At 65.5% G+C, this 18,787-nt stretch carries 21 protein-coding genes and 1 tRNA gene; 9 read left to right on the top strand and 13 right to left on the bottom strand.

Annotated elements, in window-relative coordinates:
* Positions 1 to 40: 40 nt before the first annotated feature.
* The 3 genes from MRBLMD1_RS10830 to MRBLMD1_RS10820 form a co-directional block, all read right to left on the bottom strand.
* Positions 41 to 1,129 carry a glutathione S-transferase family protein gene (locus MRBLMD1_RS10830; RefSeq protein ID WP_364399418.1) on the bottom strand — a complete coding sequence of 363 codons (1,089 nt, stop codon included), beginning with the start codon at positions 1,127 to 1,129 and terminating at the stop codon, positions 41 to 43.
* Between the two features lie 29 nt (positions 1,130 to 1,158).
* Positions 1,159 to 1,899 (bottom strand): M50 family metallopeptidase, encoded by a 741-nt coding sequence (locus tag MRBLMD1_RS10825; protein WP_364399416.1) that lies wholly within the window; start codon positions 1,897 to 1,899, stop codon positions 1,159 to 1,161.
* A gap of 202 nt (positions 1,900 to 2,101) precedes the next feature.
* Entirely contained in the window at positions 2,102 to 2,404 is a 303-nt protein-coding gene (locus MRBLMD1_RS10820) for a DUF4193 domain-containing protein (protein WP_018761323.1), read from the bottom strand.
* A gap of 204 nt (positions 2,405 to 2,608) precedes the next feature.
* Between MRBLMD1_RS10820 and MRBLMD1_RS10815 the strand changes: the two genes are divergently transcribed.
* The 4 genes from MRBLMD1_RS10815 (at position 2,609) to MRBLMD1_RS10800 (ending at position 5,383) form a co-directional block, all read left to right on the top strand.
* Entirely contained in the window at positions 2,609 to 3,751 is a 1,143-nt protein-coding gene (locus MRBLMD1_RS10815; RefSeq protein WP_364399413.1) for a glycosyltransferase family 9 protein, read from the top strand.
* On the top strand, positions 3,748 to 4,719 hold the full coding sequence (locus tag MRBLMD1_RS10810) for a glycosyltransferase family 9 protein (RefSeq protein ID WP_364399411.1): 972 nt from the start codon (positions 3,748 to 3,750) through the stop codon (positions 4,717 to 4,719). The genes MRBLMD1_RS10815 and MRBLMD1_RS10810 overlap by 4 nt, the downstream gene beginning before the upstream one ends.
* A gap of 74 nt (positions 4,720 to 4,793) precedes the next feature.
* A complete protein-coding gene (locus MRBLMD1_RS10805; RefSeq protein WP_159632003.1) occupies positions 4,794 to 5,024 on the top strand; it encodes a hypothetical protein in 231 nt (76 codons plus the stop codon).
* Between the two features lie 167 nt (positions 5,025 to 5,191).
* A complete protein-coding gene (locus MRBLMD1_RS10800; RefSeq protein ID WP_364399409.1) occupies positions 5,192 to 5,383 on the top strand; it encodes a three-helix bundle dimerization domain-containing protein in 192 nt (63 codons plus the stop codon).
* 14 nt (positions 5,384 to 5,397) lie between these two features.
* Here MRBLMD1_RS10800 and MRBLMD1_RS10795 read toward each other — a convergent pair whose 3' ends face one another.
* The 3 genes from MRBLMD1_RS10795 to MRBLMD1_RS10785 all read right to left on the bottom strand — a co-directional run bounded on the left by MRBLMD1_RS10795 (position 5,398) and on the right by MRBLMD1_RS10785 (position 8,639).
* Positions 5,398 to 6,423: an NADPH:quinone reductase gene (locus MRBLMD1_RS10795; protein ID WP_364399407.1), complete on the bottom strand. Its 1,026-nt coding sequence runs from the start codon at positions 6,421 to 6,423 to the stop codon at positions 5,398 to 5,400.
* Positions 6,424 to 6,510: 87 nt separating this feature from the next.
* Positions 6,511 to 7,002: a DM13 domain-containing protein gene (locus MRBLMD1_RS10790; protein WP_364399405.1), complete on the bottom strand. Its 492-nt coding sequence runs from the start codon at positions 7,000 to 7,002 to the stop codon at positions 6,511 to 6,513.
* A gap of 29 nt (positions 7,003 to 7,031) precedes the next feature.
* Positions 7,032 to 8,639 carry a phospholipase D family protein gene (locus tag MRBLMD1_RS10785; RefSeq protein ID WP_364399403.1) on the bottom strand — a complete coding sequence of 536 codons (1,608 nt, stop codon included), beginning with the start codon at positions 8,637 to 8,639 and terminating at the stop codon, positions 7,032 to 7,034.
* 182 nt (positions 8,640 to 8,821) lie between these two features.
* Between MRBLMD1_RS10785 and MRBLMD1_RS10780 the strand changes: the two genes are divergently transcribed.
* Positions 8,822 to 9,283: a GatB/YqeY domain-containing protein gene (locus MRBLMD1_RS10780; protein ID WP_364399401.1), complete on the top strand. Its 462-nt coding sequence runs from the start codon at positions 8,822 to 8,824 to the stop codon at positions 9,281 to 9,283.
* A gap of 189 nt (positions 9,284 to 9,472) precedes the next feature.
* Positions 9,473 to 9,835, top strand: a complete 363-nt coding sequence (locus tag MRBLMD1_RS10775; RefSeq protein WP_364399399.1) for a hypothetical protein — start codon at positions 9,473 to 9,475, stop codon at positions 9,833 to 9,835.
* 40 nt (positions 9,836 to 9,875) lie between these two features.
* Here the strand turns inward: MRBLMD1_RS10775 and MRBLMD1_RS10770 are convergent, their stop codons facing one another.
* The 5 genes from MRBLMD1_RS10770 to MRBLMD1_RS10750 form a co-directional block, all read right to left on the bottom strand.
* A complete protein-coding gene (locus MRBLMD1_RS10770) occupies positions 9,876 to 12,218 on the bottom strand; it encodes a hypothetical protein (RefSeq protein WP_364399397.1) in 2,343 nt (780 codons plus the stop codon).
* Between the two features lie 507 nt (positions 12,219 to 12,725).
* The gene (locus tag MRBLMD1_RS10765; RefSeq protein WP_275180118.1) at positions 12,726 to 13,097 is read right to left on the bottom strand and encodes a hypothetical protein; all 372 of its coding nucleotides are present in this window, start codon (positions 13,095 to 13,097) and stop codon (positions 12,726 to 12,728) included.
* Between the two features lie 10 nt (positions 13,098 to 13,107).
* Positions 13,108 to 13,578: a hypothetical protein gene (locus MRBLMD1_RS10760; protein ID WP_275180119.1), complete on the bottom strand. Its 471-nt coding sequence runs from the start codon at positions 13,576 to 13,578 to the stop codon at positions 13,108 to 13,110.
* A 2-nt stretch (positions 13,579 to 13,580) separates the two neighbouring features.
* Positions 13,581 to 14,138, bottom strand: coding sequence for a hypothetical protein (locus tag MRBLMD1_RS10755; protein ID WP_364399395.1), 558 nt, complete (start codon positions 14,136 to 14,138; stop codon positions 13,581 to 13,583).
* Between the two features lie 293 nt (positions 14,139 to 14,431).
* A tRNA-Leu gene (locus MRBLMD1_RS10750) sits at positions 14,432 to 14,514 on the bottom strand.
* A gap of 170 nt (positions 14,515 to 14,684) precedes the next feature.
* Here MRBLMD1_RS10750 and MRBLMD1_RS10745 point away from each other — a divergent pair.
* Together MRBLMD1_RS10745 and MRBLMD1_RS10740 are read left to right on the top strand one after the other, a co-directional pair.
* A complete protein-coding gene (locus tag MRBLMD1_RS10745) occupies positions 14,685 to 15,989 on the top strand; it encodes a M20/M25/M40 family metallo-hydrolase (RefSeq protein WP_159631993.1) in 1,305 nt (434 codons plus the stop codon).
* 12 nt (positions 15,990 to 16,001) lie between these two features.
* Positions 16,002 to 17,162: an acyl-CoA dehydrogenase family protein gene (locus MRBLMD1_RS10740; RefSeq protein WP_364399393.1), complete on the top strand. Its 1,161-nt coding sequence runs from the start codon at positions 16,002 to 16,004 to the stop codon at positions 17,160 to 17,162.
* A 77-nt stretch (positions 17,163 to 17,239) separates the two neighbouring features.
* Here the strand turns inward: MRBLMD1_RS10740 and MRBLMD1_RS10735 are convergent, their stop codons facing one another.
* Positions 17,240 to 17,473, bottom strand: a complete 234-nt coding sequence (locus tag MRBLMD1_RS10735; protein WP_018771130.1) for a DUF5703 family protein — start codon at positions 17,471 to 17,473, stop codon at positions 17,240 to 17,242.
* A 40-nt stretch (positions 17,474 to 17,513) separates the two neighbouring features.
* Between MRBLMD1_RS10735 and MRBLMD1_RS10730 the strand changes: the two genes are divergently transcribed.
* Entirely contained in the window at positions 17,514 to 17,780 is a 267-nt protein-coding gene (locus tag MRBLMD1_RS10730) for a hypothetical protein (protein ID WP_364399391.1), read from the top strand.
* Positions 17,781 to 17,828: 48 nt separating this feature from the next.
* On the opposite strand, the gene MRBLMD1_RS10725 is transcribed toward MRBLMD1_RS10730, so the two are convergent.
* Positions 17,829 to 18,764 (bottom strand): aldo/keto reductase, encoded by a 936-nt coding sequence (locus tag MRBLMD1_RS10725; RefSeq protein WP_159631990.1) that lies wholly within the window; start codon positions 18,762 to 18,764, stop codon positions 17,829 to 17,831.
* Positions 18,765 to 18,787 lie beyond the last annotated feature (23 nt).

The following is an 18,787-nucleotide window of genomic DNA, read 5'->3' as shown; positions in this document are numbered from 1 at the left end:
TTCCAGTGTAGGAGGAAAGCGGTTTCCTTCAGGGTTTTGCTCAGGCGGCCGCGCCGTGTCCCGCAGCGACTTCCTCGCCCGGCCGGACCGGCCCCGGCGGCGTGCCCCCGCCAAACGGCCGCCCGCCCAGCGACTCCCGCCCGTGGTCCGTCAACCATCCGGACAGGTCCGGGCCGGCCGGGACGATCCCCGTAGGGTTGATGTCCTCATGCACGACGTAGTAGTGCCGCTTGATCTGCACGAAGTCGATGGTGTCTCCGAAGCCGGGTGTCTGGAACAGGTCCCGTGCATATCCCCACAGGTTGGGCATCTCGCTCAGCTTCTGGCGGTTGCACTTGAAATGACCGTGGTACACGGGATCAAACCGTGCCAGCGTGGTGAACAGCCGCACGTCCGCTTCGGTGATGGTGTCGCCCACCAGGTACCGCTGCTGCGAGAGGCGCTCCTCAAGCCAGTCCAAAGCGGTCCACAGCCGCTGGTACGCCGAATCGTAAGCCTCCTGCGATCCGGCGAAGCCGCAGCGATAGACGCCGTTATTGACCTCGGTGAACACCCGCTTGTTCACTTGGTCGATTTCTTCGCGGAGATGCACCGGGTAGAGCTCCGGGGCACCCGGCCGGTGGAACTCTGTCCACTCGGTCGAGAAATCGAGGGTGATCTGCGGGAAATTGTTGGTCACCACTTCACCACTGTGCACGTCGACGATGGCGGGCACAGTGATTCCCCTCGGGTACCCCGGGAAGCGCTTAAAGTAGGCTTCCTGCAGGCGCTCTATGCCCAGGACCGGATCCACTCCGCCCGGATCCAGGTCGAAGGTCCAGGAACGCGCGTCGTGGGTTGGCCCGGGCTGGCCCAGCGAAATGGCTTCTTCGAGCCCCAGCAGCCTGCGGACAATGACCGTCCGGTTCGCCCACGGGCAGGCCCTGGCGGCAATCAGGCGGTAGCGCCCTGCTTCCACTGGCCACCCCGGCTCGCCGTTGCTGCCGGGAGAAGCATCCCTGGTGATGCGGTCCTCTATGTAGTTGGTGTCCCGGGTGAATTCGGCTCCGCCTGTCACATAGGCGCCGCGGGTGCTGTGCCCGTTGGTGTGGTCGGTCGCTGCGGTGGTGCTTTCCGTTTCCTGGCTCATGCCACAAGCCTATGCGCCACCCCTGCGCCCTAGGCGCCTTGCAGCAGGATTACCGAAATGGGCTGCCAGGCCACCAGCCATGCGCCGGCGACCAGGAGCGTGAACAGGCCAATCCAGATTCCGGACGGAACAGACGTGGCACGGTACAGGAGATACGCGTCCGAACTGCTGAGACGGTCCCGGCGGCGGAGGTGCACATGGGTGAGTTTGAGCAGGTCCCGCACCGCGGCGACGAGCAGCGCAAGGCCGAAAATGACGGCCACATGCCCCACGGCGGGAGGCGGCGCAAGGAAGGTGAGGGAGCCTGCTCCGCCGATGGCAGCGCCGGTGATGACGAATCCGGCAAGGTTGCGGAGGAACAGGAGCGTAGCGGCCAGCACCAGCGCACTGACGGCCATGGCGGCGGGTCCCCACCCGTTCAGCCCGCACCAAACAAAGGCGGCGCCCGCCAGGGCGGGCACGGGGTACCCCCAGAAGCAGGACCAGGCGGCGGCCAGCCTGCTTCTGCTGTAGGTGGTGGTGGTTCCGGAGTGGTCAAGCCGGAGGCGGATACCGGACAACCGCTGCCCGGAGGTCAGGGCAGCAAAAGCATGGCCAAGCTCGTGCGTCACCGTGGCGAGGAGGCCGAAGTAGCGCCAACTGCGCCGGGGGATGGACAACCCGACGGCGGCCGTCACCGACAGCAGCATCTCCACCCACGTGACGGTGGGAACGTTCGCCTGGGTGAATGCCGTGGCGAACGTCTCCCATAAGCTGGCGGGGCTGGCCACCGTTGCCTCCTGGCTGCCGGGTAGGCATGGTAGGTGTCGACGTCGTCTGTACTGTCCCCAACGCTACCCAGCTGAGCTGGGTGAAGGCTTAACGGGCACGGGGGCCGGCGGCCGGGCCAGCGTTTAAAGCCGAAAGGCACGCCTGATGCGGCGTGCCTTTCGGGCGGGACCGGGCGAACCTGCCCCTCGGAAAGCTTCTGGACTAGCCTTCGCACTCGGTGCAGTAGCTGTGGCCGTCTTTTTGCCGGGCAATCTGGGACCGGTGGCGGACCAGGAAGCAGGAATAGCAGGTGAATTCATCCTCAGCCTGGGGGATGACCTGGACTACGAGCTCCTCAGCGACGAATTCGCCACCAGGGACCCCGGCGCCGTCCAGCCCGTCAGCCTCGTCCAACTCCTGCACAACACTGCGGGCGTCGGGAGCATTTGCTGACTGGAGCTGCTCGAGTGAGTTGTCCTGCGATTCCTTGACGTCGGAACGCAGTTCATCGTAATCGGTTGCCACTTTGGGTGCTTCTCTTTTCTTTGATTGGCTGTCGGGTATGAAACGTACAGCATCAAGCCGGTATTCCCCAACAGGGAGCGTAGATCCACTGCCGATTGGGTAAAGGTTCAAAGGAGCGGCCGCGGGTTTAAAACCGCTGTGCGGCTGCATGGGCAGTGGAGGGGCGGCCGGGCTGTTCCCTCCCGGTGACGGAAGGGGCAGTTTGTGGAGCAACTCACTGCAGAGTTTGGCGGTGCCGAACAAATTGGTGTGGGCGTCGGTCCCGTGCTGGAAAAGTTTGATGATGTGTCCAGGATCGTTGTCCTGCGCGGAGGCGGCCTGGGGGACCTGATCTTCGCTGTTCCGGCAATGGCAGCGTTGAAGGCGGCCTATCCTGCATCGAGGATCACCTTGTTGGGCACTCCGATCCACAAGGCGCTGCTCGGAGCGGTGGAAAGCCCGGTGGACGAGGTCGTTGTCCTGCCGTTCGCGGAAGGCGTACGGCCCGGGGAAGAGGACACCGGCGAACTGGACCGTTTCTTTGCCGATATGCGCGCGCGCCACTTTGATGTGGCCGTCCAGCTCCACGGCGGGGGACGGTACTCGAACCCCTTCCTGCTGCGGCTGGGGGCACGCCACACGGTGGGGACCCGGACGGCCGACGCCGCAAGCCTTGAGCGCACCGTCCCGTACCTCTATTACCAGCACGAACCCCTCAGGGCCTTGGAGGTGGCCGGGTTCGCCGGCGCGTTCCCCGTGGACCTTGAGGCGCGGCTTGCACCCTCCCCGCCGGCAGCACCCTGCCAAGCCGGCAGCGGCGACGGCGACCAGCCGCTCGTGGTGATCCACCCCGGCGCCACCGACCCCCGCCGTCGTTGGCCCGCAGCCAAGTTCGCGGAACTTGCCGCTGCCTGCGCGGCTGATGGTTCGCGAGTGGTCATTATCGGCGATTCCAGTGAACAGGAGCTGGCAGCGGAAGTTGCCTCCCGGGCGGCCTCCCCGGCAGTTCATTCCGCGGCAGGCGAACTGGATATGGCAGGCCTGGTGGCGCTGCTGGCGGAAGCCGGCGTTGTGGTGGCCAATGACAGCGGACCGAGGCATCTGGCGCAGGCCCTCGGCGTGCCGACGGTCGGCATCTTCTGGGCGGGCAACGTGATTAATGCCGGGGCGCTGGGGCGGAGCCTTCACCGCGTCCACGCCTCATGGGTCACGGCCTGCCCCACCTGCGGCATCGACGTCACCCAAGTGGGCTGGACAGCACCGCGCTGCGTCCACGACGACTCGGCGGTGGCCGGTATAGGCGTCACGGAAGTCTATGAGGACGTCCGCAGCCTCACCGCCACCACGTTCGCGAAGCAGGACGCATGAGCGGCGCGGTTATGGCGGAGGAGGCCGGTGCTCCGATACCCGCAGACGGCAAACCGGAGCTTTTGGTCCTGCGTGCCTTGAAGCTGGGCGACCTGTTGGTGGCCGTACCGGCGCTGAAGGGCATCCAACGCGCTTTTCCCGGGCACCGGCTCCGCTACGCCGCGCAGGGGTGGCTGTCGGAGGCCCTGGGACTGGTGGGTGGCTATGAGCTGCTGCCTACGCACGGTCTCGACGAGCCGCTGGCGATGGATCCCGGCGTGGTGGACGTGGCCATCAACCTGCACGGCAGCGGCCCGGAGAGCCAGGGGAGGATCGAAGCGTTGAGGGCCCGCCAGACCTTGGGCCATAGAAGCGCCTACCGGGACGGGCCGCCCTGGCGGCCGGAGCTGCATGAGCGCGAGCGCTGGGTCCGGCTCCTCGAATGGCATGGAGTGGAAGCCGATCCGCTGGATGTGCAGTTGAACACACCGCACGTTCCCAGTCCCGTCCCCGGCGCAACAGTCCTGCATGTGGGAGCCGCCTACGGCAGCAGGCTGTGGCCGGCGAAGCGCTTTGCCGCGGTGGCGACGGCACTGACCGAAACCGGACACCAGGTGGTCTTCACCGGAGGTACGTCCGAGAGGGAGCGCGCCGGGGAAGTGTGCCGCCTTGCAGGACTGCCGGGCACGGCCGTACTGGCAGGGGTGCTGGGCCTGGGGGAGTTCGCTGCCACGATTGCCGCCGCGCGCCTGGTGGTCTCGGCCGACACAGGGGCTGCACACCTGGCATCTGCGTACGGCACCCCATCCGTGGTGCTCTTTGGTCCGGCCCCGCCTGAGATCTGGGGACCGCCGCCGGGACCCCATGTTGTCCTGACCCGGGCCGAACTGCGGCGCGGGGACACCTTCGCGGCACAGCCGGACCCTGCCTTGCTTGCTGTCCAGGTCTCCGATGTCATGGCTGCTGTCAAAGGACTGGGGTTGCTCTGAACCCTGTGGGTTTACGCGTCGATGCTGTGGGTCTGCAGGGGTTGGATCCTGCGCCGCGGGCCTAAAATTGATGCATGAGCACTGAGCTGGAAATCGCTTTGGTGTTGGGGACGGCGTTCCTGTGGGTCACCGTGACGCTGACCATCCTGTCCGCCATCGACCGGCCCGAAAGGAAGGCGCGGCGGCAGGAACGGCGCGACATCCGGACGGAAAAGCGGCGGATTGAGTACCGTCCAGTGGCGGCGGGGCCGCATGCCCAGGGACGGAACCGGCACCCGCGGTCCCGGAGGCTCCACCCGCACTGACCGACGACGTGACTGTCGCGGGTGGGCCGGCGTGGAGCGCGGGCCCGGACCTCCGCGCGCGGCCGCCCGGCCGTCGTCGTACTCTGCCCTGTGGTGGGCGCGCTCGACGTCCCTTCCCCCTTTAGTCAAGTCTTGACGGGGTTGGCCGGATCCCTGACACTTCCCCAATGGGAGTAAGCGAAGAGTTGCGGGCTCTGGGCGATGTGGTGGACAGGCTCGCGGCGAAGTTTCCCGCCCTGTCCAGGGAGCACATTGAGGATGTAGTGCAGCAGGAACACAGCCTCCTGGACACGGGCAGGGTCCGGGCGTTCATACCGGTCCTGGTTGAGCACGCAGCCAAGGACCGCCTCTCGCGTTGATTCGCGGTAAGGCCTCAGGTGGCCGGCATGACGTCGATAAGCACCTTTCCGATGGTCTCCTGTTCCACCGCATCATGGGCTGCGGAAGTCTGCTCCAGCGGGAACCGCGTCAGTGGCAGCCCGTGTTCTTCACCCACCCGGAGCGCACCGGCGGCGAGCGCTTCGGCGACGGCGGCCACGGCGTGCCGTTTCTGGTCGTCGGTGACTGTGTACGTGAGGATGAACTGGTACCGGACGTTCTTGGTCATGCTTTCGCGGATGGGGACCGTGAGTGATTCTCCGGGGTTCGCGGCGTAGATGGAGATGGTTCCGCCCGGTTTGAGGATCTGCAGGTCCGTTTCTATGTTGGCGGGCGCGTTGACGTCCACAATGATGTCGACGCCGTCCGCGGCCAGCTGGTGGACGGCGTCGACAACGTCGTCCGTCCGGTAGTTGATGACCGTTCCGGCTCCGGCACGGCGGGCAAGCTCAGCCTTGCGGTCCCCGCTGACGGTCGTGATGACGGCGGCACCGGCCCATCGGGCAAGCTGGATGGCCGCATGGCCTACGGCTCCGGCGCCTCCCGTGACCAGGACGGTGCGCCCCGCCAGGGCACCGGGGGAGAGCCGGGCCGGCCCGTCCTCGTTCGAGGTCAGGGCCCGGTGCGCCGTCAGGGCCGGGATCCCCAACGAGGCGCCGGTATCGAAGGACTCGGCGTCGGGAAGGGCCACTGCTTTGTGGCTCGGCACCACCACGTATTCCTGGGCGGTACCTTCGTTGCCGCCGCAGGCGACGTCCCACAGCCAGACGCGATCGCCCACGGTGAAGCCGGCCACTCCGGCACCCAGCTGGTCGATGACTCCGGCTCCGTCCTGGTTTGGAACCTTCGGGGCATCCAGCTTCCTGCTTCCGCTTCCGGACCGCGACTTCCAGTCGGTGGGGTTCACTCCGGACACCACCACCCGGACGCGGACTTCTCCCGCTCCTGGCTCCGCTAATGGCCTGTCCTGGAGCTTCAGCACGGATGCGGGCCCTGTTGCCTCGTATACGATTGCCTTCATGTTGTCTCCCCTGTCCGGTTGCGGATGCCCTACCGCTCCAACCTACCGAAAGCGCAGCACGGGAGCAGCGCCCCAGTCCATGGGCGTTCAGTCTTCCTGCAGGTTGGCGGTGCCCAGGGCGGTCTTCCCGGCGTAGTCATAGATGACTACGCTGCGAATGGGTTCCCGCAGGGCGGCCCACCTGCCGGCGTCCATTTCCACCCGCTGGCCCGCGCCCGTGAGCGGCCCCAGTTCGATCAGCTTGGTGGAGGACAGTCCAGCGCTGCCGCCCGTCCCTGGGACCAGTTTGCCCGGGCTCAACATCAGGCGGAGATCGTCGCCGGCGCCGGTTGCAAGGTTCTCCAGCTGCAGGACAGCACCGGCTTTGGTGACGTGGATCGTCACCGTTCCCGTCGTGACTGCTCCCTGGGACTGGAATTGTCCCCTCAGAGTCACGGGCCCCGCAGCGGAGGGAACACCGGGAGCAGGTTCCACCGTGGGGCCTTGCTGCTGCGGCCCGGGCGCGGACCCGGAATCAGTGCAGCCGGCCAGGCCGGCCGCCAGCACCACCGAGAGCGCCGCGGACTGTATCGCCTTCATTTTTCCCCCAATGATTTATTCCCGTCTTCCTAGAACCGGGTCGTGCCACGCAGCGGGCGCGGCCGGCCATCCGGGTCCACAATGAACCGGTAGATGGGCTCGGCCCACAGGCGGTGGAACGGCGGGACGGGCTGGGGTGTGTGGTGACGTACCTGCCCGGCCGGGCGGGGCGTGGAACGGCCGGTGCGGTGCCACTGGTCCAGGCCATCGGCCGCGCTGTTCCACAGCTCCAGTTCGCCCCCGTCCGCCAGGAGACGGGGGTCGTCCTGGTCAAGGCCCAAATGCTCGGCCCAGAGCTGGAGCCGCAGCTTCCCCGCGAGCGGGTGGGTCCCCATCCCGCCCTTGTTGTCGCCGGGCGTCCCGCCGGCCGATGTGTCGATTACCGCACAGGTGAGCTCGCTGTCGGTTGTCCAGGACCGGCGGTTGAAGTTGTCCGACCCGCAGGTGAACCAGGTGTCGTCGATGATGCAGATCTTGGCGTGGACGTAGATCGGTGTCCCGTCGCTGTTCTCCAGGTCGAACACCCCCACCCGGTCCGGAGCGGCCCGGCGGAGCATGCCGATGGCACGCAGTTGCCCCAGGCGCCTGGGCGGTCCGCCAAGGAAGCCGTCAGAGTCCGGGTACCGGGGCACCACGACGATGACGTTGAGCCTGTGGTTGCGCTGTAGGGCGTCTGCAATGCCGGCGGCGACTTCCGTTGACCACAGGTACTGGTCCTCGATGTAGATGAGCGAGCGGGCCTGGGCAAAGGCCTTCGCATACGCCCTGGCTATGCTTCGTTCTCCATTGGGGGCGAACGCGAAGGGCGGATGCTTCACACCGTAGGTGCGCAGCAGTTGGACGGAGTGAGGGCCGGCCGGCGGCGGGGGCGGAGCGGCCTCCGGCAACGGCTTGGGGTGCCTCGGCATGCGGGCCAGGCGCTGCAACAGCATCCGGTAAGGAGTTTTGCGGTCCAGCGGGTGGGGGTCGTTCCACCGTTCTGCGAACACTGCGAGCACATCGGCAACGATGGGGCCGCGCAGTTCAAGGGCGGCATCGTGCCAAGGAGGCCGCTGCCCGTAGCGGGAATCCATCTTCACTGCCTGCGGGTCTCCGGCATGGCCGGCATCATCGCGGCGGCTGTGTGAAAGGTCGATTCCCCCGACGAAGGCTACGTCGCGGGAGGGGTCGTCACGACGGCGGATGACCACTAGTTTCTGATGGTGGGAACCGAAGATCCGGACGCGCTGATCCAACAGCGCCTCCCCGCCGGCGTCGTTGATCTGGCGGCTGAGGAGCTCGTTTGAGCGTCCACTGATGGGGGCTGACACCCGTTCGCCGTGTGACCTCCAGACAAGGCCGCGTACTTCGACGCCGGACCGGGCCAGTTCCGCGAGCAACCCGCCAATCGTCGTACCACCCGGTTCCAACTGCTCATCACCGTCGCCGCGCCAGTCAGTGAACCATACCCGGTCTCCGGCCTTCAGGCCGGACAGTTCCGCGTGCAGCCTGGAGAAATAGGCAGCTCCATGCACCAGGGGCCTGACCAGGTTGCCTTCCGACCAGGGTGGAGAATCTGCACCGCCGGCATGGATCAAGGAGGCCGGGTTTCCGCGCTCGGCCCGGTTCAGGAACCACTTGCCAACCGTGCTGTCCACTCGGTGCTCCTTTCGGGGCCCGGGGGACCAGGCCGCTGCGGATTCCAAACTAGCCTATGGCCGCACGCAAACTGTCTGTTTCCCGGGCGGGGCCGAACAAGCCACGATGCGGCAGCAGTCCGGCCAGGTGGGAATAGGCTTGTCCCAGGCCGCTTCCACACCCCTGAAGAATGAGGCAGAACATGTCATTGAAGGAAAAGCTGAAGGGCGACGTCGTCGCCCACATGAAAGCCGGCAACAAGGTCGCCCTCACCACGGTGCGCAACGTCCTTGGTGAGGTCGAAACGCGGGAGAAATCAGGAAAGACCCCGGTTGAGCTCGATGACCTCCAGGTCACGGCGTTGCTGCAGAAAGAGGCCGCCAAGCGCCGTGACACGGCCGCCACCTATACCGCCGCCGGGCACGACGACCGGGCACAGGCCGAGATCGCCGAGGCTGAGGTCATCGAGGCCTACCTGCCCAAGGCCTTGACCCGCGAGGAAGCTGAAGCCATCATCGACGGGGTCATCGCTGAATTGGGAGCCGGGGGCACCGCCCTGACCATGCGTTCCATGGGTACGGTCATGAAGTCCGTAACCCCCAAAATCGGCGGACGCTTCGACGGCAAAGCCGTCAGCGAGATCGTCAAGGAACGCCTGGCCTGACGACAGGGCGACGATGCAGTGCGGGCCTGACGGATTTCCCGCCGACCTGCGCATAATGAGGCCATGGGGTTCCGGGCTCACCGAGCCAATCAGTCGCGGAAAAGCGTGGCAGTGATGGCCACTGCCGGTGTGCTTGTGTCGTGTCTGTCGTCTGCCTGCGGCGGGTCGTGGCAAGGGGAGCCGCCCTGTTTGCCCCCAAGCTATGCCGTAACCCCGGCCGTCGCGAAACCCGGTGACGCCGTCACAGTCCACGCGGCCGACGCTGACTGCAATCCCCGGTACGGCCAGGACGCCCGGATTTACGTCTCGGTCACCGACGCCGCCGGCCACACCGTCGTCAGCACGACTGCCGCGATGAACGATGCCGGCGGGTTTTCTTACCAGTTCGACGTGCCGCTGGCGGCAGCGCCGGGGGAGGCCAGTGTTGAGGCCTACCCTTTCGGCGTGGATTGGTGTGACGATACCGGGACGAACAACCGTGTTCGCCATGCGGAAGGTTTCAGCCGGGCCTCGTGCGCTGCAAGGACGAGGCCGCTGACAGTTACCCCCTAGCCGCCCAGTCCGCGCAGGGATCGCATCCCCGTGACGGGGTTCAGGAGGTGCCGTAATCGATCCTGGCCGTGCCGTCCTTGGGAACGGTGATCCGTCCGCCCTGGAAATCCTGGACGGTGCTGCCGTCTGCCGTCACGTAGTTATCCGTGGTCGGGTAACCAAGCCTGCCCCACTCGAAACCGGTCCCTGCCAAGGCGTCGCGGGTCTTGCCGACGGAGAGGCGAACTCCGGTGGCCGGGCTGGAGATCAGGGCGCCCTTCTGGAAGTTGATGAAGGAGCCACCGTCCTTCAGCCCCGTCACCCGGTTGGTTCCGGGAAACCCCAGGGTGGCTGGACCGTTCACAGCATCGAATGCGGCGCTGAACTCTGACGGCATGGAGAAGGCTCCGAGGGCTGCGGTCCAGTAGATGGATCCGCCCTGGTAGGTCTGTTTGACGCCACCGCTGACCGGTATTTCGTCACTCGTTGGGTAGCCGAGGAACCCGTTCTCGTAGCCGGCCTGGGCCCAGGCTCCGCGGGTGGCACCAATGAACTCGTGGGCGCCGGTGGCAGGGGACCAGAGGATGGAGCCGTTCTGGAAGTTCTGGTACAGCCCGCCGTTCTTGATGGCCACCTGGGGACTGACGGCAGCGCCGAGTGAGCGGCCCATTGCCTCATGCTTTGTGAAGATGGCCCCGGATACCGCGTAGGTTCCGACGTTGGGCACGAAGTAGATGACGCCGCCCTGGTAGTTCTGGGCAACAGCGCCTCCTGGCGTGCCGTACTCATCCGTGGTGGGGTAGCCGAGGACACCGTGCTCGAAGTTCTGTCCGGCCCAGACGTTGCGGATGGCTCCCACGGAGATGATGGCGCCGTTTGCCGGGGTCCACAGGATGGAGCCTCCCTGGTAGTTCTGGAAGGCACCTCCTTCCTTTAGGCCGGTGATCACATCGGTGACCGGGTAGCCCAGGCTGCCCCACTCAAAACCCGTGGAGGCCCATTTGTCACGGATCGGGCCGGCGCTGACTGCGGCTCCGGACGCTGGGGAAAACATGATCGCCCCGCCCTGGAACCCCTGCCAGGAGCCGCCATTGCGGAGCCCGCGGAACTCATCGGTTGTTGGGTATCCCAAGGGGCCACCTTCAGCTCCCTGGGAGCGCCACTTGCCGTAGATGCCCGCTGTGACGGCGTGCGTTCCCGCAGCGGGTGAGGAGAAGATCGCGCCATTCCGGTACGCCTGGTAGGAGCCGCCGTCCTTCAGGCCGGTGATGACGTCACTGACGGGGTATCCCAAGGCGCCGTTTTCGAATCCGGTTTCTGCCCACTTGTCCCGGATTGGCCCGAAAGACGAAAGGTACGCGCCGCTGGCGGGGGAAAACATGATGACGCCGCCCTGGTACACCTGGTAGACGCCACCGCCACGCAGGCCTCCAACTTCGTCGGTGACCGGGTAGCCGAGGGGGCCGTTTTCATAATCGAGGGAGGCCCACTTGCCGCGGGTGGCTCCCCACGAGAAATGGGCTCCGGAGAGGGGAGACCAGATGATGGCTCCTCCCTGGTAGTTCTGGAAGGCGCCACCGTCCCTCAGTCCACCCACTTCGTTGGAGACCGGGCTGCCAAGCTGGCCGGCCGGCCCTCCGCCCAGGCTGTATTTCTGTGTGATGGCGCCAAAGGGATCCGCTGAATACGGGGTGAAGATGTCATCGACTGCGCCCATGATGATTCGATCGCCGGGGCGGCTGCTGCGCAGGAACCTGTTGACCGTCTCAAGGCTGGTGGACAGGCAGCCGGCGGACGTGGTGCGGCCGGCGTGCAGGAAGATTGCGTAGGAGGCCCCCTGCACGGTATTCATGTCCGGCTGGCGGTTGTAGTTGATGACCGCCGCCTGTTCGTAATACCCCTGGTTCATGTAGGTGTAGAGGTTCTCGTCAGAGGGACCGCCGCTGCCTTCGAAGTACTGGTTGTAGGTAGGTCCGTACTCACCGCCCCAGCGGGAGTTTGCGTTGACCGTATGGTAGGCAAGGGCCGTGCCCGGGTTGGAGCGGCCCAATGCCTCGGTGACGCTGTACGAACCGGTGGGTGACTTGAATGTGTCCTCCCAGGTCAGTCCCGGCGGAGCGAAGCCTTTTAGCCCCGCGTAGCCCCAGTCCTGCCATTCCTGGACATAGCCATTGCCGGAACGAACGCACCCGGTGATGGTGACGACGTTGGATTCACGGCCGGTGGCGGTAGCGAACGTTACCCGGTTAGCACCGAAGCTGTTGTACTTCACCTGTCCCGCAGACAGCCGCTGGCAGGGGTTGTTCTCCTGGGGTCCAGCCTGGGCACTGCCGGTGCCAAGGAAGGCACTGCCCGCGACTGCGATCACCGCCAAGGCGAGTGATAGTGGCCTGGTCCTCTTCACGGGTCCTTCTTCCTGGAAGGCGCAGCATGGCGCCTTGGTGACAAATAGTCCATGCCAGGACATAAAACCCGAGTTGACGTGTGACGATGCCGGATCTGGCGCGGCTGCCCCTAGGCTACCGGGCTAATTGCGCAACCCACGGCACCAAGTGTGGACAAGCGCCCGAGCGAGTCGGCCCGCGCTGTCCACCGTTGTGCTGATGAGGCAGGACATCAGGCTCGCTTTAGGCCATCTGCCTGGCGCTTGCGGCGCTCGCCGAATTGGCCCCGGGTGTGGACTACGGATGGCGACGAGCCTGTCGCTACCGGTGCCTAGGGCCAACCGCTGTAGGGATCGGCGTTGTAGTTCGTGGGCGGCGGGTCCTTGTACACCCGGCCTCGTTGGGACTGCGCATTGCCCCGGTGCCTGGGCGGCCGGGTACGCCAATGCTTGCGTTGCCAGTGGGCGTCAGCAGCCGTAGCACCACCATGAAGATGATGAAGGCCAGGAAAGCGAAAAGGTACTCCATCAGTTCTCCTGCCCGTTGGCGGTTTGCCGTTCGCGCAGCCAGCGCCGGCGCTTCACGGCGGTTCTGAACGCAAAGGCAGACATCACCAGACCGCCGGCCCCCACGCCAAGGCCTGGAAGGGCGGTGCGCAGTTCGCCGCCATGCCCGATGACGAGAATCCCCGCCGCCAGCATTCCACCGCTCAGGAGCGTGGTGAAGACAGCAATGCCCACGATGAGGGCCGGGCTCTGGACGGGTGTGGTGGCAGCCATTGACCATCCCTCGGGGACACCGCCGGGACCGTACTGTTCCTCGTACTGGCGCACGTTGAAGCTGCTCGGGTCGTAGAGCGTGCCGTCAGGGCGGCGGAACTGCTTGTCCTGGTTGAACACGGGTCGAATCCTATCGGGACGCGCCGGGCTGGTCGCCGCGGTTCTGGCCGAGTTCCAGGAGGTTGATGTCGACGCTGCCGCTGGAGCTCGGCTTCGGGGACCCACGGAGCTTGCGCAGCTGGGTGGCCCGGTACTCGTCACGGGCGAGGTAAAACGTATAGAGCGTCAGGAACCCGGCGAAACCGATCAGCCACAGAGCGCCCCACTCCGGCAAGTCGCCATCCCACAGCGGACGCTGGAACAGCCACACGCCGGTGGCCAGGATAAGAACCATGACGACCATCAGGATTCCCATGCCCCACCAGGTGCTGACCTGGGCGTGCCCGCGGCCGGGCGTGAACCCGATCTCGTCGGCCGGGTAGCTGTGCAGCTCGCCCGTGCTGGTCTTGCGCAGGACGCGCTTCTCGCCGGCGGCGACCGCCTGCTTGTGTTCGGCGTAGACGGCGTCCTCGCGTGCAAACCGTTCCCGGTCGTAAACCATCGTCAGGCTCGTTTCTCTTGGCTGGGCAGGTACTCGGGTTCATCCGGGAACGGGCGGGTGCTGAGCGGGAAGTTTTCCCGGCTGATCTCCAGGGTTCCTGGGTGCTCCTCGAACCAGCGCCGGGCCTGGTCGTCGGTGACCGCGTACAGGGGTGTCGGCAGTCCCTTGGGTTTGCGGATCCTGCGGGCCCGCAGCTCCGAGCGGATGGCATTCACGCTCACGAGCCAACCACCAGTGAACAGGAGCGTGCAGACGATGGAGCCGACGAACCAGATCAGTCCCATGCCCACTTCGCCCAGGTCGGGGAACGAGGAGATGGTCGCGTAGATGCCGACCAGCATGCTGAGGGGCGCCACGATCGCGGGGATAGTCATGATGATGGCGACGACGCTCTGGCCAATCAGGCTGTTGGCCGTGTTGCCGGACTCCCGTGCGCTGTGGCCGCCAAGACCCCACTCCTCCTCCGTGTAGGCGTAGATGACCGTTTCCCTGCCCCACCCACCTGTGGCGTAGAAGTACTTGGGGACCTGACCATCCCTGGTGTTCCCGGTGCCGGCCATCATCCCCCTGCTTCCGTCCCGAGGGCCCGCGCTAAGTGCGGGCTGCGAAGTCTGATGCGTGCGGCCCATAGGGCCCGTTCCCCCTGGCTTCCGGTGAGAAAGCATTTTGCTGCCGCCCGCGTAGCTCCACCCTAACGAAAACCAAGGCAAAACCATGGTGCTGGAGCCCTCCAGGTCGATGCTCCGCTCGTGTAGAGAATCAGGAACGGGACCACGGTTGGATTCCGGTTACGACGCGGTTGGAGACACAAAAAAGCCCCGGAACATCCTTGATGTTCCGGGGCTTCCCATTGTGCGCGGAGGGGGACTTGAACCCCCACCCCCTTTCGAGGACTAGCACCTCAAGCTAGCGCGTCTGCCATTCCGCCACCCGCGCAGGTGGTATTTCGGGAAGCGTCTCCGCCTTTCAGCGTTTCGCGCCTCTCCGAAGCAGCGAGAAAAACTCTAACACGAACTTTCCGGGAACAACGAATCGGGCCAAGTAGGTAGGCTGAGGGCAGCGATTCAGCTCGTGCCAACCAGTCATTCCCTACCAAGGAGCCATCAATGCCTGACGTCCTGCCCGAGGATGAAGTTGTCCGGATCTGCCAGGAACTCATCCGGATCGACACTTCCAACTATGGCGACGGATCGGGGCCGGGGGAGCGGGCTGCGGCAGAGTATGCCGCCGGGCTCATCGAGGAAGTGGGGCTGGACGCCGAGATCTTCGAGTCGGCTCCCGGCCGTGCGAACGTTGTCACCAGGATGGCGGGGGAGGACCCCTCGGCCAGTGCCCTGGTGGTCCACGGCCACTTGGACGTCGTTCCAGCGCTCCGGGACCAGTGGTCCGTTGACCCGTTCGGGGCAGAACTGAAAGATGGCCTCATTTGGGGACGCGGCGCCGTCGACATGAAGGACATGGACGCCATGATCCTTTCGGTGCTGAGGAGTTTTGCCAGGGAGGGCCGGAAGCCCAAGCGGGACATCATCTTCGCTTTCTTCGCGGATGAGGAGGCCGGTGGCGTGTATGGCGCCCGCTACGCCGTCGACAACCGGCCCGAACTTTTCGAAGGCGCCACCGAAGCCATCTCCGAGGTGGGCGGCTTCTCGGCCACTATCGGCGGCCAGCGGACCTACCTGCTGCAGACCGCGGAAAAGGGCATCTCCTGGCTCCGCCTCGTTGCGCACGGACGTGCCGGCCACGGTTCGCAGATCAACACCGACAATGCCGTGACCCGCCTGGCCGCTGCCGTGACCAGGATTGGCGAGTACAAGTGGCCCATCGAGCTCACTCCCACCACCCGGCAATTCCTTGACGGGGTGACTGAACTCACCGGAGTTGAGTTCGACGCCGACAACCCCGACCTGCTGCTCAACCAGTTGGGTACGGTGGCGCGGTTCGTCGGCGCGACCCTGCAGAACACCACGAATCCCACCCTCCTCAAAGGCGGCTACAAGCACAACGTCATTCCCGAGTCCGCCGAAGCACTGGTTGACTGCCGGACCCTCCCGGGCCAGGAACAGCAGGTCCTCGAAATCGTGCGCGACCTCGCCGGCAACGGCGTGGACGTCAGCTACGTCCACAACGACGTCTCACTGGAGGTCCCGTTCGCCGGCAACCTGGTGGACTCGATGATCGACGCTCTCCACAAGGAGGACCCCGGCGCCAAGGTGCTGCCCTACACGCTCTCCGGCGGTACGGACAACAAGTCGCTCAGCCGCCTGGGCATCACCGGCTATGGATTTGCGCCCCTCATGCTGCCGGATGAGCTGGACTTCACCGGCATGTTCCACGGGGTGGACGAGCGCGTCCCGGCGGATTCCCTGAAGTTCGGTGCCCGGGTCCTGGACACCCTGCTCACCAACTACTAAGAGGAGTCCGCCGTGAGCCCAGAGGAACTGCTGCCGGATGAGCTCCTGGAGCGCATCCGCAGCCGCGCCGCCGGATATGACCGTAACAACGCCTTCTTCCACGAGGACCTGGAGGAGTTGGCAGCGGCAGGCTACTTGAAGCTTTTCGTACCAGCGTCCGACGGCGGCGCAGGGCTTGGGCTCGAAGCGGCGGCGCAGTGCCAGCGCAGGCTGGCAACGGCTGCCCCGGCCACAGCTTTGGCCGTCAACATGCACCTGGTCTGGACCGGCGTCGCGCACGTCCTGGCGGCGCGGGGCGACAACTCGCTCGATTTCGTCCTCATGGAAGCTGCCCAGGGCGAGGTCTTCGCCTTTGGCAACTCGGAAGCCGGGAACGACTCGGTCCTCTTCGATTCACGGACCACCGCCACACCGGAACAGGATGGCGGCTACTCCTTCACCGGTACCAAGATTTTCACCAGCCTGTCGCCGGCCTGGACCCGTCTGGGCATCTTCGGGAAAGATGCTGCAGCCCGGGACGGCGCCGGGGAACTGGTCCACGGATTCATCACGCGGGAAACTTCCGGCTACCGGATCCTGGACGACTGGGACACCCTGGGCATGCGGGCCAGCCAGTCCGCCACCACGGTCCTGGAAGCCGTCAAAGCTCCAGCCGACCGCATCTTCCGCAAGCTGCCCGTCGGCCCCAACGCCGACCCCCTGATCTTCGCGATCTTCGCCTGCTTCGAGAGCCTCCTGGCCGCCGTCTACACAGGTCTCGGCGAACGCGCCCTGGCCGTGGGCGTGGAGAACGTGAAGCGGCGCACATCCTTCAAGAACGGCGGGCGAAGCTACGCCCAGGACCCCGACATCCGCTGGAAGGTGGCAGACGCCGCCATGGCCATGGACGTCCTGTACCCGCAGCTCAGGACCGTCACCGCCGACGTCGACGCCCTGGCTGACCACGGAAGCCAGTGGTTTCCCAAACTGGTGGGACTGAAAGTGAACGCCACCGAAACCGCCCGTCGCGTGGTGGACCTGGCCATCCGGGTCAGCGGGGGATCAAGCTATTTCCGGGGCTCGGAACTGGAACGGCTTTACCGGGACGTGCTGGCCGGGATGTTCCACCCCTCCGACGACGAATCAGCCCACACCACCGTAGCCAACGCGTGGCTGGGACCGTTGGAAGGCTAAACGGTCCGCTGGACCACACATTTCTAAACGGTCCGCTGGACCACACATTTCTAAACGGTCCGCTGGACCACACATTTCTAGACGGTCCGCTGGACCTGCATCACCCGGCGCCGCAGCCAAAAGCGCCTGCCGCCACCCACGTACAGCTTGCTGCGCTCCAGCTCCCACTTGCCGTATTCGGAGTGTTCAACGAGCCGGCGCCGAGCCTCCGGCAAGGAATCATCAGGGCTGACGGTCAGTACGAGGTACTCGTACTGCCGCAAATAATCCCGCTCCCGCTGGACCGAGCTGGTGAGAAATTGTTCCTTCATTTGCTCTCCATTTTCGTCCTTTTCCGGCTAACGTGAAGTCATGAGCATCGATCCGCGTGTCGCGCTTTCGTCCCTGACCACCGCTTTGGAAGAACACCTTATAGCAGCATCGAACCGCCGCGGGGACGGTGATCCCTCCGTTGAGGCAGCGTTTTTCGCAGTTGCCGATGCTTTCGAAGTTTACGAGGACGCTCTCTACGAGGCCTACAACGAAGTAACCCCCCTGCAGGTCTTTGACGACGAGGATGAAGAGGATGAAGAAGCCGACGTGGACGAGGACGAAGACCTGGAAATCGTCGACGAATAGCAGGGCCGCCCGAACCGCCCCAGGACCAGGGAAGTTGCGGAGCAGAAGCTAGGACACCGCGGAAACATCCTCCAGCGCGCGTGCAATCTGCGGCGGCAGGGGTGCCAGCTGGGAATCGAGGATCTCCTTCAACTGCACCGGTGTCCGGGCGCCAACGATCGCCGTGGCAACTCCGTGCTGTGACAGCAGCCAGGCGAGCGAAACATCCTGCGGAGTTCGGCCCAGCCCGTTGGCAGCCATGCAGACCGCATCCACGATCCGCGACGGCTTCTCCTCCAGATACGGCTCCACGTACGCGGCTTCGCTGACCGAGGCGCCCCGTGAACCGGCGGGGATACTGCCACGGTACTTCCCCGTGAGCACCCCCCGGCCCAGCGGAGCCCACGCCATCAGCCCCAGGCCGGCATCCTCAACGGCGGGGATCAGTTCCGCTTCGGCCCGCCGGTTAAGGAACGAGTATTCGGCCTGGATGGCCACCAGTGGCACACTGCTCGTGGCGGCGGCCTTGGCGGCCTGCCAGCCCCTGTAGTTTGAGATGCCCGCGTACCTGGCCCGGCCGGTGCGGACGGCGAATTCCAGTGCCGCCAGGGTTTCATCGAGGGGAACGTTGCCATCCCACGCTTCGGCAAACCACAGGTCAACATAGTCGGTGCCCAGCCTGGCCAGGCTTGCATCCAGCCCGGTGAGCATCGCATTGCGCGAGGCGTCCACCGCACGCCGGCCATCCGGCGTCGTCATCCCCGCTTTCGTGGAGATGGAAATCTCCGTGCGGGACACCACATCGCCCAGGAGTGAGCCAAGGATCGCTTCCGAGCCGCCGCCCGCGTAGGACGCCGACGTGTCCACGTGCCGGCCGCCGGCATCAAGGAAAGTGCGCAGCAGTTCCGAGGCGTCCTGTTCGTCAGTGTCGCCACCCCAGGACCGGGTGCCAAGGGAGAGGGCTGAAACTCGCAATCCACTGTTGCCGACGTAACGCTGCTGCATAGCAGCAAGCTTACGGCCAGGAG

The organism is Pseudarthrobacter sp. LMD1-1-1.1 (assembly GCF_040676255.1).
GTDB lineage: Bacteria > Actinomycetota > Actinomycetes > Actinomycetales > Micrococcaceae > Arthrobacter.
Note: the sequence above shows the minus strand (reverse complement) of the source record. Positions and strands in the feature narration are given on the sequence as shown.